Raw genomic sequence first — 19,180 nt, 5'->3', positions numbered from 1 at the left:
CCGGCGCTACTTGCCTAAGCGTTACTTCGAAATGCCGCCGGCGTCACGCCACGCCGCTCGCGGAAGGCGCGGATGAAGTGTGAAGAATCGCAGAACCCGGTCGAAACGGCGATTTCCGTTACCGAATTCTGTGAATTTTTAAGCAGGAACTCGGCATACTCCAAACGCATGATCTTGTAGGCCATTGTCGGCGCCATACCGATCGTGCGCTGGAAGTGACGCTCGATCTGGCGCCGGTTGGCTCCAAGCCGTCGGGCGAGTTCCTCGACCGAAACCGGCGTGTCGATCGTCTGTTGCATCAGGAGCAGCGCTTTCTTCACCATCGTGTCATCGGTGTGAAGGTCGAGCGGTATGCCGGGCTGGGGCGTCTCGGCCCGTTCGGCCTCATCGATGATCATGATGTGCAGGCTCTTTCGGGCCTGCGCGCGCCCAACGTGCCTGTCGACCAGATAGGCGGCCAGGTGCGCCGAACTCGCGCCGCCCGAACAGGTCAGCCGGTCGCGATCTATGACGAATATCTGGTCGGAGACCGGCTTCAGCCCGTCGAACTGTTCAAGAAAATCGTCGTGGTGGAACCAGCTGACGCAGCATTTGTAGCCGTCCATCAGGCCGGCGCGGTGCAGAGCGAAGGCGCCGGTGCAGACGCCGACCAGCGGTACGCCGGCGACGGCCGCCTGATGCAAGAAATGCACATAGTCCGGGTGTAGGTTTTCTATCTCGTCGATCAATCCACCGACCACCACCACGTAGTCGAAGCGGGCTGGATCGCCTAGCCGCTCCTCGGGCTGGACCGCGATGCCCGAACTGGAGACGATAGGGTCCATCGTGGCGGAAAGCACGCGCCAGCCGCAGAGGATCGGCCGGCTGCGGTCGCCTTCATCGGCGGAGAGGCGAAGCACGTCGACGAAATTGGCGAAAGCGCAGAGCGTAAAGCGCCGGGCAAGGATGAACCCGACTGAAAGACGCCTTGGGCCGCCACGTTTTGGCGCACGTTTCGATGTTGTCCGGATTTCCATCGGTTTCGTCGCGCCTCACGTGGCCGTGCCTGTCGCACAGGTAATACTACTCTGACGCAGGCATTCTGTTCAAGGCCCGGTGTTGCGTGAATAATCCCGGCATGTTGAACCCGGGGTAAATCATGACCCGCTTTTCTTTTTCCGCGCTCCTGCGAAACGCCGCTACCGGCAACAAGAACTGGCAGCCGCAATGGCCGGATGCCGAACCGAAGGCCGAGTACGATGTCGTCATCGTCGGCGCCGGCGGTCATGGGCTAGGCGCTGCCTACTATCTCGCGAAGGAACATGGGATCACAAATGTCGCAATCATTGACAAGGGCTGGCTCGGCGGCGGCAACACCGGCCGCAACACCACCATCATCCGCTCCAACTACCTCTATGACGAGAGCGCGCGGCTCTACGACCACGCGCTCGACCTGTGGGAAGGGCTCAGCCAGGAGCTGAACTACAACGTCATGTTCTCACAGCGTGGCGTGATGATGCTCGCGCACTCCGTCCACGATGTACAGAGCTTCAAGCGCCATATCCATTCCAACCGACTGAACGGCGTCGACAATGAATGGCTGACGCCGGAACAGGCCAAGGCCTATTGCCCGCCGCTCAACATCGCCAGCGACGCCCGCTATCCGGTCATGGGAGCTGCCTTGCAGCGGCGCGGCGGCGTCGCCCGTCACGACGCCGTGGCTTGGGGCTACGCACGTGGCGCGGCCGCGCGTGGCGTCGACATCATTCAGAACTGCCCAGTCACGGCGATCCGCCGCGATCCGTCAGGCAAGGTCATCGGCGTCGACACGCCGCGCGGCTTCATAAAGGCGAAGAAGGTGGCGGTGTCAGCCGCCGGCCATACGTCCGTAGTGATGGACACCGCCGGGGTCCGCCTGCCGCTGGAGAGCTTTCCGCTGCAGGCGTTGGTGTCCGAACCGGTCAAGCCGATCTTCCCCTGCGTCGTCATGTCGAACACGGTGCACGCCTATATGAGCCAGTCCGACAAGGGCGAGCTGGTCATCGGCTCAGGCACCGACCAGTACGTGTCCTACAGCCAGCGCGGCGGCTTGCCGCTGATCGAGCATACGATCGCGGCGATCTGCGAGGTGTTCCCGATCTTCACCCGCATGCGAATGCTGCGCAAATGGGCGGGCATCGTCGATGTCACGCCGGACCGTTCGCCGATCATCGGCAAGACACCGGTGCCCGGCCTCTATGTTAATTGCGGCTGGGGCACCGGCGGCTTCAAGGCGACGCCGGGCGCCGCCCATATCTTCGCCCACACCATCGCCCGAGACGAGCCGCATCCGATCAACGCGCCTTATACGCTCGAACGCTTCACCACCGGCCGGCTGATCGACGAGGCCGCCGCCGCCGCCGTCGCGCATTGAGGGAGAACACGATGCTTCTCATCCACTGCCCCTATTGCGAGGCCGAACGGCCCGAGGTCGAATTCACCTATGCCGGCGAAGCGCATGTCGCACGACCGGCCGATCCGTCCGCGCTGAGCGACGACGAATGGAAGAACTTTCTGTTTGTGCGTTCGAACGCGCGCGGCACGCATTTCGAGCGCTGGCGCCACATGCATGGCTGCGGCCGCTTCTTCAACGCGGTGCGCGATACGGTCAGCGACCGGTTCGCCATGACCTACAAGGCCGGCATGCCGCGCCCGACGGAAACCGAGATCAAGGAAGCGCGTTCATGAGCAACTATCGCGTATCCGGCAAGGGCCGCGTCGATCACAACCGGCCGGTCCGCTTCATTTTCAATGGCGAGAACTTCGAGGGCCGCCAGGGCGACACGCTCGCCTCGGCGCTGCTCGCCAACGGCGTTCATCTCATCGGCCGCTCGTTCAAGTATCACCGCCCGCGCGGCTTCCTCTCCGCCGGATCGGAAGAGCCGAATGCGCTTGTCGGGGTCAATCGCGGCGTCGGCCGGGCAGAGCCCAACACGCGGGCAACCGTGCTGGAAGTCTTCGAAGGGCTGAACACTGTCAGCCAGAACCACTGGCCGTCGCTGAAACGCGATGTCGGCGCCATCAACGATCCGCTCTACATGCTGTTTTCGGCAGGCTTCTACTACAAGACGTTCATGTGGCCGAAGTCTTTCTGGAACAAGGTCTACGAGCCGATCATCCGGGGTGCCGCCGGTCTCGGCAAGTCGCCCACGGTTCCCGATCCGGACACCTATGCCAGCCGCTATGCGCATTGCGACGTGCTGGTGGTCGGCTCAGGTCCTGCTGGTCTTGCGGCAGCTCTGGAAGCGGGAAGGAGCGGCGCCAAGATCATCCTTGTCGACGAGGGTCCTGAATTCGGCGGCTCGTTGCTCGGCGAGCCGGATGTGGAAATCAACCACCTGTCGGCATGGGACTGGGTGGTGGAGACAAGCGTCGCCCTTGCCGCGATGAAGAACGTCACGCTGCTGAACCGCACCACCGCTATCGGCTATTATCACCAGAACTTCGTCGGCTTGTGCCAGCGCCTTACCGATCATCTTTCCGAACTGCCGGACGGCGCGCCGCGCGAGCGGCTGTGGAAGGTGCGTGCAAAGCAGGTCGTGCTCGCGCAAGGGTCGATCGAAAAGCCGCTGGTGTTCGACGGCAACGACAGGCCGGGTGTTATGCTGGCCGGCTCGGCCCGCGTCTATCTCAATCGTTACGGCGTCAAGGTCGGCAACCGGCCAATGGTCGTCACCTCGCACGACTCGGCTTGGCTCGCCGCTTTCGATATGGCCCAGGCTGGCGCAAAGGTTGCAGCGATCGTGGACATCCGCGCCCGGGTTCCGGACCACTTCGTCAAGCGCGCCAGGGCTTTGGGCATCGAAACGCTGTGCGGCTGGACCATAAGCGGCACCAAGGGCCGCCACCGCGTCAGCTCCGTGAGGGTCAATCCGGTCAGCGCCAGCGGCCAGGTCGGTCCGGCCAGAACGATCGCCTGCGACGCGCTACTAATGTCGGGCGGCTGGACGCCGAGTGTCCATCTGTTTTCACACACCAAGGGCAAGCTCGACTGGAACGAGGAGCGGCAGATGTTCCTGCCGGGCGCGCGCACTGAAGACAGCCGGTGCGCCGGCGCCGGCAATGGCAAATTCGGTCTGAAAGAGTGTTTGGTGGAAGGCGCTTCGGCGGGAGCCGCGGCGGCGATCGATGCCGGCTTCAGCGCAATCGCCGGTTCCTATGCGGTGGAAGGCGAGGTGCTCTGCACTGGCGTCAGCAACCGCGAACTGCCGTCAGACAAGAACGCGTCCTGGGCCAAGGCCTTTGTCGACTTCCAGAACGATGTGACCGCCAAGGACATTCGCCTTGCCGTCCGCGAAGGGTTCAAGTCGATCGAGCACATCAAGCGCTACACCACCACCGGCATGGCGACCGACCAGGGCAAGACGTCGAATATGAACGGCCTCTCTATCGCGTCGGACGCGGTTAAGCGACCATCGCCGTCGGTAGGGCTGACCACTTTCCGCCCGCCCTACACGCCAACCACCTTCGGCGCCTTCGCCGGTTACAATCGCGGCGAACTGTTCGAGGTAACGCGCAAGACGGCGATCGACAGCTGGGCTGAGGAGAACGGCGCGGCCTACGAGCCGGTGTCGCTGTGGCGGCGCGCCTGGTATTTCCCCAAGCAGGGCGAGGATATGCACCAGGCCGTGGCGCGGGAATGCCGGGCGACGCGCCAGTCGCTCGGCATGTTCGACGCTTCGACGCTCGGCAAGATCGAAATCGTCGGTCCGGATGCGGCCGAGTTCATGAACCGCATGTATACCAACGCCTGGACCAAGCTGGCGCCGGGACGGCTGCGCTATGGCCTGCTGCTCGGCGAGGACGGCTTCATCCGCGATGACGGCGTCATCGGCCGGCTTTCGACGGACCGCTTCCATGTCACGACCACGACCGGCGGCGCCGCGCGGGTGCTCGCCATGATGGAGGATTATCTGCAGACCGAATGGCCCGATCTGAAGGTCTGGCTGACCTCGACAACGGAACAATGGGCGGTGATCGCGCTGAACGGGCCGAACGCCCGCAAGCTTATCGAGCCGCTGGTCGAAGGCATCGATCTCACCAACGAGGCGTTCCCCCATATGTCGGTCGCCGAGGGCAAGATCTGCGGCGTGCCGACCAGGCTGTTCCGCGTCTCCTTCACCGGCGAACTCGGCTTCGAGGTCAACGTGCCGGCGCGCTATGGCCGCGCTGTCTGGGAAGCGCTGTACGACACCGGCCGCAAATACGGCATCACGCCCTATGGCACCGAGACAATGCACGTGCTGCGTGCCGAGAAGGGCTACATCATCGTCGGCCAGGACACCGACGGCACGGTGACGCCGGATGATGCGAGCCTTGCCTGGGCCATCGGCAAGACCAAGCCGGATTTCGTCGGCAAGCGCTCGCTCGCCCGCCCCGACATGCTCATGGCCGACCGCAAGCAACTGGTCGGGCTGCTGACGAGCGATCCCAAGACCGTGCTGGAGGAGGGGGCTCAGATCGTCTTCGACCCGAACCAGAAGGTGCCGATGAGGATGGCTGGTCACGTCACCTCGTCCTACTGGAGCGAGACACTCGGACGCTCGATCGCACTCGCAATCGTCGAGGGCGGGCGGGCGAAGGAAGGCCAGACCATTCATGTGCCGATGCCGGACATCACCCACGAAGCTGAGATCGTGGGCATGGTGTTCGTCGATCCGGAAAACAAGCGCCTGAACGCCTAGGAGAACCATCATGCTGCAGGAACGCCACCCACTGATGGGGCAGCGGATCTCACTTGCCGAGCGATCCTCCCTCATCATCCACGACGCCGAGGATTCTTCGCGCTTCAATCTCCGCATCGCGCCGGAAAACCTCGGAGCGGCCTCGAAAGCCTTTGGCTGCGTACTGCCGGCGACGATCGGCGCGACCGCGACTTCGGGTGGCAGGCTGGCGCTTTGCCTTGGCCCGGACGAGTGGCAGCTCTATGCGCCTATCGCTGAGAGCCGCTCCATCGAAACCACTTTCGCCGCGCTCTATGCCAGCTGCCCGCACAGCCTGGTCGATGTCGGTCATCGCGAGATCGGCATCGCCGTCGAAGGTCAAGCTGCGGTGCTGGCGCTGCGCTCGGCCTGCGCCTTCGATTTCGACACCATGCCATCGGGCACCGGAACACGCACCATTTTCGACAAGGCGCAGATCATCTTGATCCGCCACGACGAAAACCGGTTCCGCATCGAGGTCTGGCGCTCTTTCGCCGATCACGTCTGGGGACTGCTGCAGGCGGCCAGCCGCGAAATCGCGCTCGGCATCTGAGAACAAAGGACAAGGAAATGACCGTCCACCAAACCCATTTGAATGCAACGCTCGGCGACGCCGAGATCGCGGCCTCCATCGGCCGCGAGTTAGATCGACAGATGAACCAGATCGAACTGATTGCGTCCGAAAACATCGTCTCGAACGACGTGCTTTTGGCGCAAGGGTCGGTGCTGACCAACAAATATGCCGAGGGCTATCCGGGCCGCCGCTATTATGGCGGCTGCGAATTCGTCGACGAGGTCGAGACGATTGCCATTGACCGGGCGAAGAAGCTGTTCGGCGCTGGCTTCGCCAATGTCCAACCGCATTCGGGCGCGCAGGCCAACCAGGCGGTGTTCCTAGCGCTGCTCAAGCCGGGCGACCGCATCATGGGCATGTCGTTGGCGCATGGCGGGCATCTCACCCACGGCTCGCCAGTGACGATGTCGGGCAAATGGTTTGACGTTGTCAGCTACGAGGTGCGCTTGTCGGACCAGCAGATAGACTACGAGCTGCTCAGGCAGGGAGCGCTGGAAGCCCGGCCGAAGCTCATCATCGCCGGCGCCTCGGCCTATCCACGCGCCATCGATTTCGCCGCCTTCCGGCGCATAGCCGACGAGGTCGGCGCCTATCTGATGGTCGACATGGCCCACTATGCCGGGTTGATCGCCGCCGGCCTCTATCCCGATCCGCTGCCGCACGCCCATGTCGTTACCACCACGACGCACAAGACGCTCCGCGGCCCCCGCGGCGGAATGATCCTGACCAATGATGAGGCGTTAGCGAAGAAGTTCAACTCGGCGGTGTTTCCCGGCAATCAGGGCGGGCCGCTTATGCATGTCATCGCCGCCAAGGCGGTCGCTTTCGGCGAGGCGTTACGGCCCGACTTCAAGACCTACGCCGGACAGGTGATCGGCAATGCCAGGGTGCTCTGCGAGACGCTGATTTCGGGCGGCCTCGACATTGTCTCGGGCGGGACGGACTGCCACATGGTGCTGGTCGACTTGAGGCCGAAGGGTGTCAAGGGCCGGGATGCCGAGCAGGCACTGGAGCGTGCCGGACTGACCTGCAACAAGAACTCGATCCCCTTCGATCCGGAAAAACCGGCCGTCACATCCGGCGTGCGGCTCGGCACCTCGGCCGGCACGACACGCGGCTTCGGCGAAAAGGAATTCCGGCGGATCGGTGCATTGATCCTGTCGGTGATCGATGCACTCGCCGAGGCTGGGCCGGAGGGCAATCGCGCAGTCGAAGAGAAGGTTCTGGCCGAAGTCCGCGACCTCTGCCGCCGTTTTCCTATTTACCAGTAGCGCCGGTTCAATGGCCAAATCTTTCGCGAAATGTGCCCTGTCCACCCGGCAGGGCGGCCTGGTGATGCACGCCTAATTCGCCAGCCTGATGGGTCGGAGCAGTCAGATGTTTCTCAGTGTATTCGACATGTTCAAGATCGGCATTGGTCCGTCGTCCTCGCACACGATGGGCCCGATGACGGCAGCGGTCCGTTTCCTGCAATCGCTGAACAAGCACGCGGTAGCGCGTGGCGAAACATCTAAGCCGGCCAGCTTGCGCGTTACGCTCTATGGTTCATTGGCCTTCACCGGCAAGGGCCACACGACGGATCGTGCCGTGGCAACCGGACTGCTCGGTTACACGCCAGCTGATCTCGACCCGGGTGAGGCGGAATCGCGGCTCATGGATCTGCAACGCACCAAGACGCTGCGGCCTGTCGATCTGCCGCCGCTTTCGTTCGATCCGGGTCTTGACGTCGTGTTCAACTACGGGCCGGCGTTGCCCGGCCACGCCAACGGGCTTGTTTTCGAAGCTTTCGACGCGGATACCCGTCTGTACTTCGCCGAAACCTTCTACTCGATCGGCGGCGGCTTCGTCGTCACGGCGGCAGAGCGGGAAGCATCTGAGGCGACACCTGCCGGCGAGGTTGCTCGCTGGCCTTATCCGTTCGACACAGCGGCGTCGATGCTGCTTATGGCCAGGCACAGTGGTCTTTCGATCGCGGCGATGAAACGGGCCAATGAACTCGTGGTGCGCCAGCCGCGCGACCTCGACGAGGGCATCGCGCGCATCTGGACGACGATGAACGGCTGCATCGACCGCGGGCTTGCGCTTGACGGCGAACTTCCCGGCGGCCTTCGCGTCAAGCGGCGCGCCAAGAAAATCCTTCAGCAACTTGAGCAGGAACGCGGCTCGAACCGCGCGCAACCGCATGTCGCTTCCGATTGGCTCAGCGTCTATGCCATGGCGGTGAATGAGGAGAATGCGGCCGGTGGCAAAGTGGTCACCGCGCCGACCAATGGCGCGGCCGGGGTCGTGCCGGCGGTGCTGCGCTACTATCTTGACCACTGCGTCGGCGCCGACCCGGCGAGGGTGTCTGAGTTCCTCTTGACTGCCGCTGCGATCGGCGGGCTGATCAAGCACAACGCCTCGATCTCGGGCGCGGAAGCTGGTTGCCAGGGCGAGGTTGGGTCGGCTGCCGCAATGGCCGCCGCTGGGCTATGCGCCGTTCTCGGGGGTACACCGGAGCAAGTGGAAAATGCGGCTGAAATCGCGCTTGAACACCACCTTGGCATGACTTGCGATCCGGTCAGGGGGCTTGTCCAGGTGCCCTGTATCGAGCGCAACGGCATCGGTGCTACCAAGGCGGTGGCGGCCGCGTCGCTCGCGCTGCGAGGAGACGGCTCGCATTTCATGCCGCTCGATAATTGCATCGAGGCGATGCGCCAGACCGGCGTCGAGATGAGCACGAAATTCAAGGAAACAAGCCTCGGCGGCCTCGCCGTCAACCTGCCGGAATGCTGAGCAACGCTCCCAAGGATAGGCAGGCTCAGCCGCGCGCGGGAAGGTTTTTCGCGACTTCGACAAAATGCCGGACCGCCTTTGCCCGGTTGGCGCGCTTCCAGACAAGGACCGTCTGGATACGGAAGTCGGGGTGTATGATCGGACGAACCTCGACATTGCGTCCCAGAAAGCCGATCAGGCTCTCTGGATAGACCGTCACACCAAGGCCCGCCGCCACCAGGCCGAGCAAGGCGAGTGTGTTGGATGCCTCGAGCTTGATGTTGAGCGGCACGCCTTCGCCGGAGAACATATCGTTGAGCCGCCACCGATAAGCCTCCCATTCGATCATGTCGCCGAGGATCAACTCCTCTTCGGCTAGATCCGCCGGGCGTACCTCGTGCAGCCGGGTAAAGCGGTGATTTCTCGGCGTCACCACATAGAGCGGATCAGCGGTGAGGAGGAGGCTGTGGAAATCGCTGTGGTCGAATGGGCCGATCATGTAGCCGATGTCGACCTCGTCATGCGCGAGCGCCAGCTTCTGGCCCTGCGTGCGGATGTAACGCAAATTGACGTCAACGTGCGGGTAGAGCCGTCGGAACCGCGACACCGCATGCGGCATCAGTTCGGTCGCCGCGAAGGCCATGTAGGCGAGGCGCAGAACGCCGGTCTTGCCTTCGGCGACCAGTTTTGCTGCTTTCACCGAACGCGAATAATTCTGCAGCAACTGGGCGTTCTCCTCATAGAAGGAGCGCCCCGCCGGGGTCAGCGAAACCTCACGCGTGGTGCGTTCGAAGAGCGCGAATCCAAGAATGTGCTCCAGCTTCTGGATCCGTCGGGTCAGCGCCGACTGATCGAGATTGAGCCTTTCGGCACTACGCCTGAAGCTCAGTTCCTCCGCGACGATGACGAAGGAATGCGTCAGTTCAAGGCCGGCTTCCGGGTCCATTGCGCACGTCCAATATCAGCCAGACGGCAATCTATCGATTGATGCGTTTCGCGCAACAATAATTGGCAACACACCAATTCAGTTCGCAGTTGCCGTGCGCCATGTTCTCGCTCGGTAACCAGACGGGATCGACCCGCAGGTCATCGGATCGCAATCAAGGCCGGCTGTCGCGGCCGATCAAGAGGAACCGCTATGAGTGACGTAGACAACAAAGAACTCGACCGCATGCTGCAGCAGGCCTTTGAAGCCTCGACCAAAATATATCAGGAGCGCGGCTTTCAACGCCGTGTTGGCTTCGGCAAACGGCCAGCCTTGATCAGCGTCGATTTGGCCAATGCCTGGACGCGCCCCGGCAATCCGTTCACCTGCGATCAGGAAGCCATGGACCAGGAAATCATTCCAGGCATGCAGCGCCTTCTGAAGGCTTGCCGCGCTAACGGTCATCCGGTCATACACGTGACCACGGCCTATGAGATCACCGATCGCAACGCGGGCTTCACTGATATGGGCCTGTGGCACTGCAAGATCCCGATCGATGTCGTCGATTTGAAAAACAAGGACCTGTGGGCGATCGACTCGCGTATCGCGCCCATCGAAGGCGAGTATACGATGCTGAAGAAGCGTGCGAGCTCGTTCCACGGCACCGGCCTTGCGGGCCTGCTGCGCGCTGCTGGCGTCGACACCATCCTCGTCACCGGCGTCACGGCCACTGCCTGTGTTCGTACCACGATTTGTGACGGGCTCGCCGATGGCTTCCGCACCATTGCAGTGCGCGAATGTATCGGTGATCGCGTCCCAGGCGCCGTCGCCTGGAACCTCTACGACATCGACGCGAAGTTCGCCGACGTCCACAGCGTCGACGAGTGCGTTGACTACCTCAATACCGTCAACGCCACGCGTATTGCGGCTGAGTAGAATCGGGCGCGTCCCTTGGGGCGCGCTTTTTTTCAAAGGAGGAAATAGTATGGCTCGCATAGGCGTGGATGTAGGCGGAACCAATACCGACCTCGTACTCGAATGCGCCAGGGGCGTGTTCTATCACAAGGTTCCGACGACCTTGAAAAATCAATCGATTGGCGTTGTCGATGGTGTCAGGGGCATCTGCCACATCGCCGGCATCGACACAGCCGATGTCGACGTCATCGTCCACGGCACGACCACCGCCACCAACATCACCATCGAGCACAATGGCTCGGAAACCGGCATGCTGACGACGCGCGGCTTCCGCGATATCTTGCATATCGGCCGGCACAAGCGGCCCTACAATTTTTCCCTTCACTTCACCGTTCCGTGGCAGGACCAGCCGCTGGTGAAACGCCGCAACAGGATCGCGATTTCGGAACGCATCTTGCCTCCCAAGGGCGAGGTAGAGACCGAGCTCAATGAGCAGGAAGTCCGCGATGCGATCAAGATTTTCAAGAAGCGCGGCATCAATTCCATCGTCGTCGGCTTCATGTTTTCCTTTCTTAACGACCAGCATGAGCGTCGCGCCAAGGAAATTGTCCTGGAAGAAATGCCCGACGCCTATGTGACGCTGTCGAGCGAAGTCGCCAATGTCATGCGTGAATACGAGCGCTTTTCGACGGCGGCGATGAATTGCTATGTCGGACCGAAAACCGCCTTCTACCTGCGCGATCTGGAATCGAAGCTGCGCGAAGCAGGCGTTTCGTCGAAGCTGCGTATCATGCAGTCAAATGGCGGCGTCTCCACGGTGGAATCCTGCGCCACGCGCCCGGTCCGCATCCTGATGTCCGGACCAGCCGGCGGTGTCATCGGCGGCGCCTCGGAAGGCGTAATGGCCGGTGTCAAGAACGTTATCACGGTCGACATCGGTGGCACCTCCGCCGATATCAGCACCATTCCGGACGGCCGCGTGAAGATCATGAATCCACGCGACACCTTTGTCTCAGGTCATCCGGTTCTGACCCCGATGATCGATCTCGTCACCATCGGCGCCGGCGGCGGCTCCGTCGCCTATATCGACGAGGCCGGCGCTTTCAACGTTGGTCCGCGTTCGGCCGGTTCCGAACCCGGTCCGGCATGCTACGGGCGCGGCGGCACGGAACCGACCGTCACGGATGCGCAGATCGTGCTCGGCCGGCTCGACCCAGACCTGGTTCTGGGCGGCGACCTCAAGCTCGATCCGGATCTTTCGAAAAAGGCGATCGAAGAAAAGATCGCCAAGCCGCTCGGCATGTCCGTCAAGGATGCCGCGCTCGGCATCATCAAGATCATCAACAACAATATGGCGCTGGCCATTCGCTCCAACTCGGTGGCGCGCGGAATCGACCCTCGGGAGTTCTCGATCCTGCCTTTCGGGGGCGCCGGGCCTTTGCATGGTGTAGCGCTGGCCGAGGCGATTTCGGCCAAGGACGTCATCGTCCCTGTCGCGCCGGGCATCACTGCGGCGGTTGGTCTTTTGAAGACCGACTTGCAGTACGAGCATACCGAAGCCGTGATCGTCGAATTGAACGCTGCAGGCAATAGCGACCTGGATCGCATCAATCGCGCCGCTGAAACGCTGCGCGCCCGAGTTGTCGCCGAACTCGACGATGACGGAATACCGCGCGAGAAGCAACTAATCGAGATCGTCGCCGAATGCCGCTATCACGGCCAAGGTTTCGAGCTTCGCGCAACGATGCCCAAGGGGCTGGTCACACAGGTCACCAAGGCGAGCATCATCGGAAGTTTCCACGACCAGCATCAGCTCGACTACGGCTACAGTTACCGCGACCGGGAGGTAGAACTGATTACGCTGCGAGTGATCGGCCGTGCGGCCATCGAACGGCTTCAAGTGCCTAAGGTCCGGCCGACCGACGGCTCCAGCATCGACCGTGCGCTGATGTTCGTGAGGGCCACGACTTTCGACGACGGACGCACGTTGGAGACACCGCGCTATGACCGCACCAAGCTTTACGCGGGCGATCGGGTCAGTGGGCCAGCAATTCTTGTTCAGCATGACTCAACGACATTGGTGCCGCCCGGCTATGTCGCCGAAACGCTCGAATACGGTAACACGCGTGTCCATCGCGCCGGCGTTGCCTGAGAAAGGGAGGATTTTTCATGATAAGCATGGCCCAGGCAGTGGCGCTAAAGGAAACGCCGGCGGAAATCGATCCGATCACCTTGCAGGTGCTCCGCGGCTCGTTCGAAACCATCGCGGAAGAGATGGCGCATGTGCTTTATCGCATGTCCTTTTCGTCCATCATTCGTGAGTCCGAGGATCTCGGCGCCGGACTATTCGATGTCGACTTCAACACGCTTTGCGAGTCCGAATCGACCCCGATGCACATCGGCTCGATTCCCGGTTACCTCCGCGGTATCCGGGCGACGCTGGAAGACGGCGAATGGTATGAGGGCGACGTGGTCGTCCACAACCATCCATACCACGGGTCGAGCCATTCCCCCGACCTCGCCATCGTCGTGCCTGTGTTCTATGGCGGCCGTCTGGTCGGTTTCGCCGGAAATACGGCCCATCATGTCGATATCGGTGCGGCGACACCGGGCCTCATCATCGACGTGCCTGACGTTTTCGCCGAAGGCATGCTGTTTGCCGGCACCAAGCTTTACCGCAAGGGCCAGCCAAACAATGCCATCTGGAACTTCATCCGCAATAACAGCCGCGCGGCACAGCAACTGGTCAGCGACATCGAAGCGCAGGTCGCCTCGGCTCGTCTTGGCGCCAAACGCTTCGTTGAGCTGATCGAAAAATTCGGCGAAGACATCGTCTTCCAGGCAGCGAATCAGTTGATGGACTACGCCGAGCGCATGATGCGCAACCGCATCTCCGACATTCCGGATGGAGAGTACACGGCTGAAGGGTGGCTCGACGATGACGGCCGCAATCGCGACAAGCAGTTGAAGGTCAAAGTCACGATCCGGGTGAAGGGCGACGAACTCGATGTCGACCTGACCGGGTCGGCTGACCAGACGCCGACCGCCTACAACGTGCCGTTCGAAGGATCCACCAAGGTTGCGGCCTATGCGGCCTTTCGTAAACTGCTGCTCGACGCCTACACTTCGGATGTCCGCGTGCCATCCAACGAAGGTTCGTTCCGGCCGATCAACGTGATCGCGCCGCTGGGTTCGATCTTCAATCCGAAGGCGCCGGCTTCGGCCGAAGCCCGTTTCACCCAGTGCAACCGCATGATCGACTTGATCATCAAGGCGCTCGCGCCGGTGATGCCCGAAACCGTGATCGCCGGCAGTTCAGCCTCGATCTCCTTCGCCGCCTATTCCGGCGTGCGTCCAAGCGGCGACTACTGGGTGTTCCTGGAAGTGAACGAAGGCGCGTATGGCGGGCGGCCGCGCTCCGACGGTCCGGACAGCATCGACAATCTGATGGCCAACACGCGCAACAATCCGCTCGAGGATCTGGCCATGCACATTCCAATGATCTGCGACCGCTATGAGCTTCGCGACGACATGCCGCCGGGCGCCGGCGAGTTCCGCGGCGGCCTTGGCGTGATCAAGGCGCAGCGCGTGCTTTCCTCCGGCTTCATCACCCACGAATCCGAACGCCACAAGGAGGCTCCTTGGGGAGTGTTCGGCGGAACCGAGGGCGCGGTTGGCAAATGCGTCGTTTACAACACGGCGAACCCGGCTGGTGCGCGCGAGATGTATTCGAAGTTCTCCGGCCTGGCCGTCGAGGCCAATGACGCGATGGCCTACTACAGTCCCAACGGTGGCGGCTACGGCTCGCCGCTGAAACGGCCTGCTCAAAAGGTGCTCGAAGACGTTCTGGACGGCTTTTATTCCGCCGACCATGCCCGCGAAGTCTATGGCGTGGTTGTCGATGTCGAGGAGGAAACAGTCGACATCGAAGCTACCGCGAAGCTCAGAGCAGCCAAGAACCAGGCATAGGTTCGTCACGAAGCGAGACTCGCATCCGCAAAAAACACGAAAAGATTTGCAACCCTAGATGGAGGAACCCGTGACTATTGCAGCTCAAACGGTATCAGTCGAGCGTGAGCGAAGCACGCTCATCGAGGAATCGATCCTGCCTACAAGTCTTGGCCAGCGGCCTATCACAATGTTGGGCTATGCTTGGATCTGGATCGGTATCGCCGTCATCATCGCGACCTACTCGCTCGGCGCCACCGGTGTCGGCGGAGGGGTTTCTCTGACAGGCGTCATCCTGACCATCTTCCTCGCCAATATCGGCATCGGCCTGTTCATGCTTCTGACCGCAGACATCGGCACCGAGCATGGCCTGCCGTTCGCCGTCTATCTGCGTGCACCTTTCGGTATTCACGGAACGCACCTGCCGGCTATTTCGCGCGGCCTTGTCGCCTCGATGTGGTTCGGTATCCAAACCTATCTTGGGGCGCTGGCGCTCAATGGCATCGGCTCCCACTTCCTCGGTTTCGACAACTGGTTCGTCTGGTATGCCGCCTTTGGCATAATCCAGGTCGTCAACACGGCTTACGGAATCAAGGCGATCGAAAGGCTGGCTGCACTGGCTGCGCCATGCATCATTGCGATCTCCGTATGGATGTATTTCACACTCGACGGCCTTGCCCAGACCAAAGGACTGAACATCTGGAACTTCCATGCCGAAGGCCATATGTCGCTCATCGTGCTTTTCGTTGCCAATCTCGGCTTCTGGTCGACGATGGCGATAGACATTCCGAACCTCACGCGTTTCGTGAAGACCGAACCTGGTGCAAGAGCCTTTCTAAAGCGCAACAAAAGCATTTTCGCAGCGCAACTGCTTGCCCTTCCGCTCACCCAGGCTATGATCGCCGGCATCGGCGGCATATCGTTTATCGCCACCGGTAACTGGAACCCCATCGAGGTCATCCAGGCCGAGAGCCAAGGCTTCGCCCTGATCATGCTATTGGTGCTGGTCGTTTTGGCACAATGGTCAACGAATACTGCAGCGAACTTGATCCCATCTGCCCTGACATTGGTCAATCTTTCGCCGCGCTTCATCAACTATAAGCTCGGCGTCGCATTAGCCGGCATCATCGGCACGCTGTGCTTCCCGTGGCTGATCCTCAACAATCTCTTCGTCTTCCTCGGCTACTACGGCGCCTTCCTGTCGGCGATCGGCGGCATCATGACGGCTGACTATTACCTGATCCGGCGGCGTCGGTTGAATGTGCCCGATCTCTACAGCATGACCGGGCAATTTCGGTATACCGGTGGCGTCAACTGGGCCGGGATGATCGCCTGGGTGATCGCGGGCGGTATCGCTGCATACTATTCAGATTATGCCTTTATCATCGGCTTCCCGCTCGGTGTGGGGCTATATTATGTGCTGATGAAAACGCTCGTCTTGCCAACCAATCCGCAGCAGGAAATCGAAAGTGGGTATGCTGACGGCTTTTTGGCAACGTCCGTCGGCAAGAGCTGGGTCCATCTCGGCCAGGGCGCTTTTCAGCGGATGAGCGTTTCCGAATTGGGCACTGCCAGTGCAGGTCGCGAAGACCTTTAGTTGTAGAACTCTCGGAACGCTGCCAGGCAATCGGGGTGCCGCGAGACTGTTGCGGCGCCCATCGTCATGGGCGAGCATTAGGTCGAAGTTTTCTGAACCCATGGGGGGTCGGAACAAGAGCAGTGCGAAATCGTACGCTAAGGGCGAACGGATCATGAACTCTCATGCTGCTATGCAGCATCCGATCCCTGTGGATTGCCATCGCAGGGCACCAGTTTTGATTTCTTCGCGACGCTCCCGGCACATTAGTCGTAGATGGAGCTGGGCGATGGGTAAACGGAGGCTTCTCAAGGTTCAGGATCGACAGAGACTTTTCGATATACCAACCGATGAGGACGGCCTCATCCGACACTATTCGTTATCGTCGGCGGACAGGCTTGAGATTGGACTTCGCAGGCGAGAACATAATCAGCTCGGATTTGCCGTTCAGCCCTGCCTGATGCGATATCCAGGCAGGGTGTTGGCGACCGACGAAACTCCGCCTCGTGCAATGCTAAAGTACGTTGCTGAGCAGATCGGCGCCGACGCTGGAAAGTTTTCGCTCTATGCACGCCGTGAAGAAACGCGTCGCGATCACATTGCTCGCTTGATGGTTTATCTGGCCGCGCGGAGCGCGACGGGGCAAGACCGTAGAGCCGCGCTGTTGGCTGCAATTCAGGCGGCCGCGATCTCCGACGTCGGTGGCGCGATAGCGAGTGCTACTGTCTCCATGTTTCGTGAACGCGGATCTCATCTGCCGCCTATCGACACGATCGAACGGATCGGTCTTGCCGCCCGCGCCATTGCCCGTCGGCGAACACGGTCTATCTCGACCGCGCGGTCACAGAGCTCAAACGAACGGGATTGAACATCCCAGATACGCTGTTGAAGCATATCTCGCCGCTGAGTTGGGAGCACATCAACCTGACAGGTATCTACACCTGGGATAGCGAGCAACATCTCCCCGAAGGCTTCAGGTCGCTTCGCCTCCCGGCAGGGCTACGCCGTGCCGCATAAACTCCTGCTCCGTTCGACCTTAGCGTACGATTTCGCACTGCTCTTGTTCCGACCCCTTGTTGGTCAACCCACTTCGGGTCGGCAACGGATTGGTCACCTAAGGAAGTACCTCCAAGAGTGCGCTCTGGCGCAGAAAGCTCGGCAAACTCAATTCATTGGACCAGTTCCCAAACGCCACGTGGCGAACAACCCTGTTCCGACGAAGCGCGTCGGTAGGTCGACTCTGTCATGTCCGGCTACTTGAAGCCGGCATCGAAGCAGCCGCTCACATTGGTGAGCCAAGCCCTACGTGCGTTTCGCCAAAAGGGGCGGATGGATCGCCCCGTTCTTGCGAGACAGCCAGCAGGGCTCACTACCGATCTTTCAGGCGCGCTTCCGGGCGGGATCCAAGCCTACGGCGGCGGCAAGTCCGCCGATATCCTTGATCTCGGTGTATTCATAGAAAGGATTGGCGGGTTCGTGACCGCGGTTGACCCAGACCTTGTTTTTGATCCCCAGATCATAGGCCGGCATCAGGTCGTAGCGGAAGGAGGAGGAAACATGAGTGATGTCTTCGGGACCGCAGCCGAGCTTGTCGAGCATGTATTCAAAGCCCTTCATCAGTGGCTTGTAGGCGCCAACCTCTTCAGCGGTGATGACGGTGTGAATGGGCGCGCCGAGCTTTTCCACATTCGACATGATCAGGTCGTTCATCGAGTTCGACAGGATCACCAGTGGGATTTCCTTGGCCACCTTGGTGAGTCCTGCCGGGACGTCCGGGTGCGGACCCCACGTTGGCACTTCGTCATAGATGCGTCGCGCGTCTTCGGGTTTGAACTGGATACCGATGCGCTTGCAGCTGCGTTCAACGGCATTGTGCACCACCTCGAGAAAAGGTTTCCATGACCCCAGCACCTCGTCCAGGCGATAGCCTCTGAAAGCCTCGACGAAGCTGGCCATCGCCTCAACGGAGAGACGCTCGGCGTACACACGCCGCGCTGCACCAGCCATATCGAAGTTAGTCAGCGTGCCGTAGCAGTCGAAGGTGACATATTTCGGTATAAAAGTGGTCATGGTGTGTGTTCCCTTTAATTCTACGACACAGAATTCCTGTTCAAGTCGCACCAACGTAGTATGGAATACAGAATATCATTTGCCAAATTTTTCGCCATTTGAAGCGGATTGTTTTGTATTTTGCAATTTATTTGGCAGATTATCTTCTGAATCTCAATCTCTAGTGAGTAGCGATCGCGTCAATCGGCAGGTGCGCTTTAACGATCGGCGATTTCAGCACCACGAAGCTGAAATATTTGTCGATCCCGATGTTGAGCTCGAGCAAGCGCTCCATGATCGCCTGATACTCGCTGATCCCCGGCGTGACGAACTTCGCCAGATAATCGTAGCCGCCAGACACAAGGTGACACTCGATCGCGCAATCGATCTTCTCGACCGTCGCGAGGAACCGCGAATAATCTGTGGGGCGATGGTTCTTGAGCGTGATCTCGGTAAAGACCGTCACTGTCTGACCCAGCTTGGCCAGGTCGACCCGGGCAGAATAGCCTATGATGAAGCCCTCCTCCTGCAGCTTCTTCACCCGCATCAAGCACGGGCTTGCCGAGAGGCTGACCAAGTCCGCAAGCTCGACGTTCGAGATCCGCCCGCTCTTCTGCAGCTCAGACAGGATCTTGATGTCGATCTTGTCGAGCTTCATGTGGAAAGTCCGTCCCATATTGGTGCCGCGGGTGGCCTGGCGCCTCGCATTGGCGACGCTG

Annotated in this window: 14 protein-coding genes and 2 pseudogenes; 12 read left to right on the top strand and 4 right to left on the bottom strand. The window is 60.9% G+C overall.

Features of this window, described 5'->3' with window-relative positions; all coding sequences use genetic code 11:
* Nucleotides 1–14: 14 nt before the first annotated feature.
* Complete coding sequence (locus tag JG743_RS33640; RefSeq protein WP_199200898.1) at nucleotides 15–1,016, bottom strand: GlxA family transcriptional regulator; 1,002 nt, start codon at nucleotides 1,014–1,016, stop codon at nucleotides 15–17.
* Between the two features lie 122 nt (nucleotides 1,017–1,138).
* Between JG743_RS33640 and JG743_RS33635 the strand changes: the two genes are divergently transcribed.
* The 6 genes from JG743_RS33635 to JG743_RS33610 all read left to right on the top strand — a co-directional run bounded on the left by JG743_RS33635 (nucleotide 1,139) and on the right by JG743_RS33610 (nucleotide 9,069).
* Entirely contained in the window at nucleotides 1,139–2,392 is a 1,254-nt protein-coding gene (locus JG743_RS33635) for a sarcosine oxidase subunit beta family protein (protein WP_199200897.1), read from the top strand.
* An 11-nt stretch (nucleotides 2,393–2,403) separates the two neighbouring features.
* Nucleotides 2,404–2,706, top strand: coding sequence for a sarcosine oxidase subunit delta (locus JG743_RS33630; protein WP_199200896.1), 303 nt, complete (start codon nucleotides 2,404–2,406; stop codon nucleotides 2,704–2,706).
* A complete protein-coding gene (locus tag JG743_RS33625) occupies nucleotides 2,703–5,702 on the top strand; it encodes a sarcosine oxidase subunit alpha (protein WP_199200895.1) in 3,000 nt (999 codons plus the stop codon). The genes JG743_RS33630 and JG743_RS33625 overlap by 4 nt, the downstream gene beginning before the upstream one ends.
* Nucleotides 5,703–5,712: 10 nt before the next feature.
* Nucleotides 5,713–6,273: a sarcosine oxidase subunit gamma gene (locus tag JG743_RS33620; protein WP_199200894.1), complete on the top strand. Its 561-nt coding sequence runs from the start codon at nucleotides 5,713–5,715 to the stop codon at nucleotides 6,271–6,273.
* Nucleotides 6,274–6,290: 17 nt separating this feature from the next.
* Nucleotides 6,291–7,565 carry a serine hydroxymethyltransferase gene (gene glyA / locus JG743_RS33615; RefSeq protein WP_199200893.1) on the top strand — a complete coding sequence of 425 codons (1,275 nt, stop codon included), beginning with the start codon at nucleotides 6,291–6,293 and terminating at the stop codon, nucleotides 7,563–7,565.
* Nucleotides 7,566–7,671: 106 nt separating this feature from the next.
* Nucleotides 7,672–9,069, top strand: coding sequence for an L-serine ammonia-lyase (locus JG743_RS33610; RefSeq protein WP_199200892.1), 1,398 nt, complete (start codon nucleotides 7,672–7,674; stop codon nucleotides 9,067–9,069).
* Nucleotides 9,070–9,094: 25 nt separating this feature from the next.
* Here JG743_RS33610 and JG743_RS33605 read toward each other — a convergent pair whose 3' ends face one another.
* Complete coding sequence (locus JG743_RS33605; protein WP_199200891.1) at nucleotides 9,095–9,994, bottom strand: LysR family transcriptional regulator; 900 nt, start codon at nucleotides 9,992–9,994, stop codon at nucleotides 9,095–9,097.
* Between the two features lie 192 nt (nucleotides 9,995–10,186).
* Here JG743_RS33605 and JG743_RS33600 point away from each other — a divergent pair, with 192 nt between their 5' ends.
* The 6 genes and pseudogenes from JG743_RS33600 to JG743_RS34920 all read left to right on the top strand — a co-directional run.
* Nucleotides 10,187–10,909, top strand: a complete 723-nt coding sequence (locus JG743_RS33600) for an isochorismatase family protein (RefSeq protein WP_199200890.1) — start codon at nucleotides 10,187–10,189, stop codon at nucleotides 10,907–10,909.
* Between the two features lie 49 nt (nucleotides 10,910–10,958).
* Entirely contained in the window at nucleotides 10,959–13,040 is a 2,082-nt protein-coding gene (locus tag JG743_RS33595; RefSeq protein ID WP_199200889.1) for a hydantoinase/oxoprolinase family protein, read from the top strand.
* Nucleotides 13,041–13,057: 17 nt separating this feature from the next.
* Nucleotides 13,058–14,857 (top strand): hydantoinase B/oxoprolinase family protein, encoded by a 1,800-nt coding sequence (locus tag JG743_RS33590; protein WP_199200888.1) that lies wholly within the window; start codon nucleotides 13,058–13,060, stop codon nucleotides 14,855–14,857.
* 70 nt (nucleotides 14,858–14,927) lie between these two features.
* On the top strand, nucleotides 14,928–16,433 hold the full coding sequence (locus tag JG743_RS33585) for an NCS1 family transporter (RefSeq protein ID WP_199201111.1): 1,506 nt from the start codon (nucleotides 14,928–14,930) through the stop codon (nucleotides 16,431–16,433).
* 268 nt (nucleotides 16,434–16,701) lie between these two features.
* Nucleotides 16,702–17,229, top strand: a pseudogene (locus tag JG743_RS33580) (DUF4158 domain-containing protein); the annotation flags it as partial.
* Nucleotides 17,229–17,429, top strand: a pseudogene (locus JG743_RS34920) (Tn3 family transposase); the annotation flags it as partial. The pseudogenes JG743_RS33580 and JG743_RS34920, both read left to right, overlap by 1 nt.
* Nucleotides 17,430–17,792: 363 nt before the next feature.
* On the opposite strand, the gene JG743_RS33570 reads toward JG743_RS34920, so the two are convergent.
* Together JG743_RS33570 and JG743_RS33565 are read right to left on the bottom strand one after the other, a co-directional pair.
* Complete coding sequence (locus JG743_RS33570; RefSeq protein WP_199200887.1) at nucleotides 17,793–18,482, bottom strand: haloacid dehalogenase type II; 690 nt, start codon at nucleotides 18,480–18,482, stop codon at nucleotides 17,793–17,795.
* Nucleotides 18,483–18,642: 160 nt separating this feature from the next.
* Nucleotides 18,643–19,119: an Lrp/AsnC family transcriptional regulator gene (locus tag JG743_RS33565; RefSeq protein WP_199200886.1), complete on the bottom strand. Its 477-nt coding sequence runs from the start codon at nucleotides 19,117–19,119 to the stop codon at nucleotides 18,643–18,645.
* Nucleotides 19,120–19,180 lie beyond the last annotated feature (61 nt).

The sequence above is a fragment of the Mesorhizobium sp. 131-2-1 genome (assembly GCF_016756535.1).
In the GTDB taxonomy this organism is placed as follows: domain Bacteria; phylum Pseudomonadota; class Alphaproteobacteria; order Rhizobiales; family Rhizobiaceae; genus Mesorhizobium.
The sequence above is the reverse complement of the archived record's forward strand: the minus strand, read 5'-3'. Positions and strand labels throughout refer to the sequence as shown.

Bases quoted from the DNA above. Each gene is read 5' to 3' on its own strand.
- JG743_RS33640 (WP_199200898.1), bottom strand. From the start codon at position 1,016: ATGGAAATCCGGACAACATCGAAACGTGCGCCAAAACGTGGCGGCCCA.
- JG743_RS33635 (WP_199200897.1), top strand. From the start codon at position 1,139: ATGACCCGCTTTTCTTTTTCCGCGCTCCTGCGAAACGCCGCTACCGGC.
- JG743_RS33630 (WP_199200896.1), top strand. From the start codon at position 2,404: ATGCTTCTCATCCACTGCCCCTATTGCGAGGCCGAACGGCCCGAGGTC.
- JG743_RS33625 (WP_199200895.1), top strand. From the start codon at position 2,703: ATGAGCAACTATCGCGTATCCGGCAAGGGCCGCGTCGATCACAACCGG.
- JG743_RS33620 (WP_199200894.1), top strand. From the start codon at position 5,713: ATGCTGCAGGAACGCCACCCACTGATGGGGCAGCGGATCTCACTTGCC.
- glyA (WP_199200893.1), top strand. From the start codon at position 6,291: ATGACCGTCCACCAAACCCATTTGAATGCAACGCTCGGCGACGCCGAG.
- JG743_RS33610 (WP_199200892.1), top strand. From the start codon at position 7,672: ATGTTTCTCAGTGTATTCGACATGTTCAAGATCGGCATTGGTCCGTCG.
- JG743_RS33605 (WP_199200891.1), bottom strand. From the start codon at position 9,994: ATGGACCCGGAAGCCGGCCTTGAACTGACGCATTCCTTCGTCATCGTC.
- JG743_RS33600 (WP_199200890.1), top strand. From the start codon at position 10,187: ATGAGTGACGTAGACAACAAAGAACTCGACCGCATGCTGCAGCAGGCC.
- JG743_RS33595 (WP_199200889.1), top strand. From the start codon at position 10,959: ATGGCTCGCATAGGCGTGGATGTAGGCGGAACCAATACCGACCTCGTA.
- JG743_RS33590 (WP_199200888.1), top strand. From the start codon at position 13,058: ATGATAAGCATGGCCCAGGCAGTGGCGCTAAAGGAAACGCCGGCGGAA.
- JG743_RS33570 (WP_199200887.1), bottom strand. From the start codon at position 18,482: ATGACCACTTTTATACCGAAATATGTCACCTTCGACTGCTACGGCACG.
- JG743_RS33565 (WP_199200886.1), bottom strand. From the start codon at position 19,119: ATGAAGCTCGACAAGATCGACATCAAGATCCTGTCTGAGCTGCAGAAG.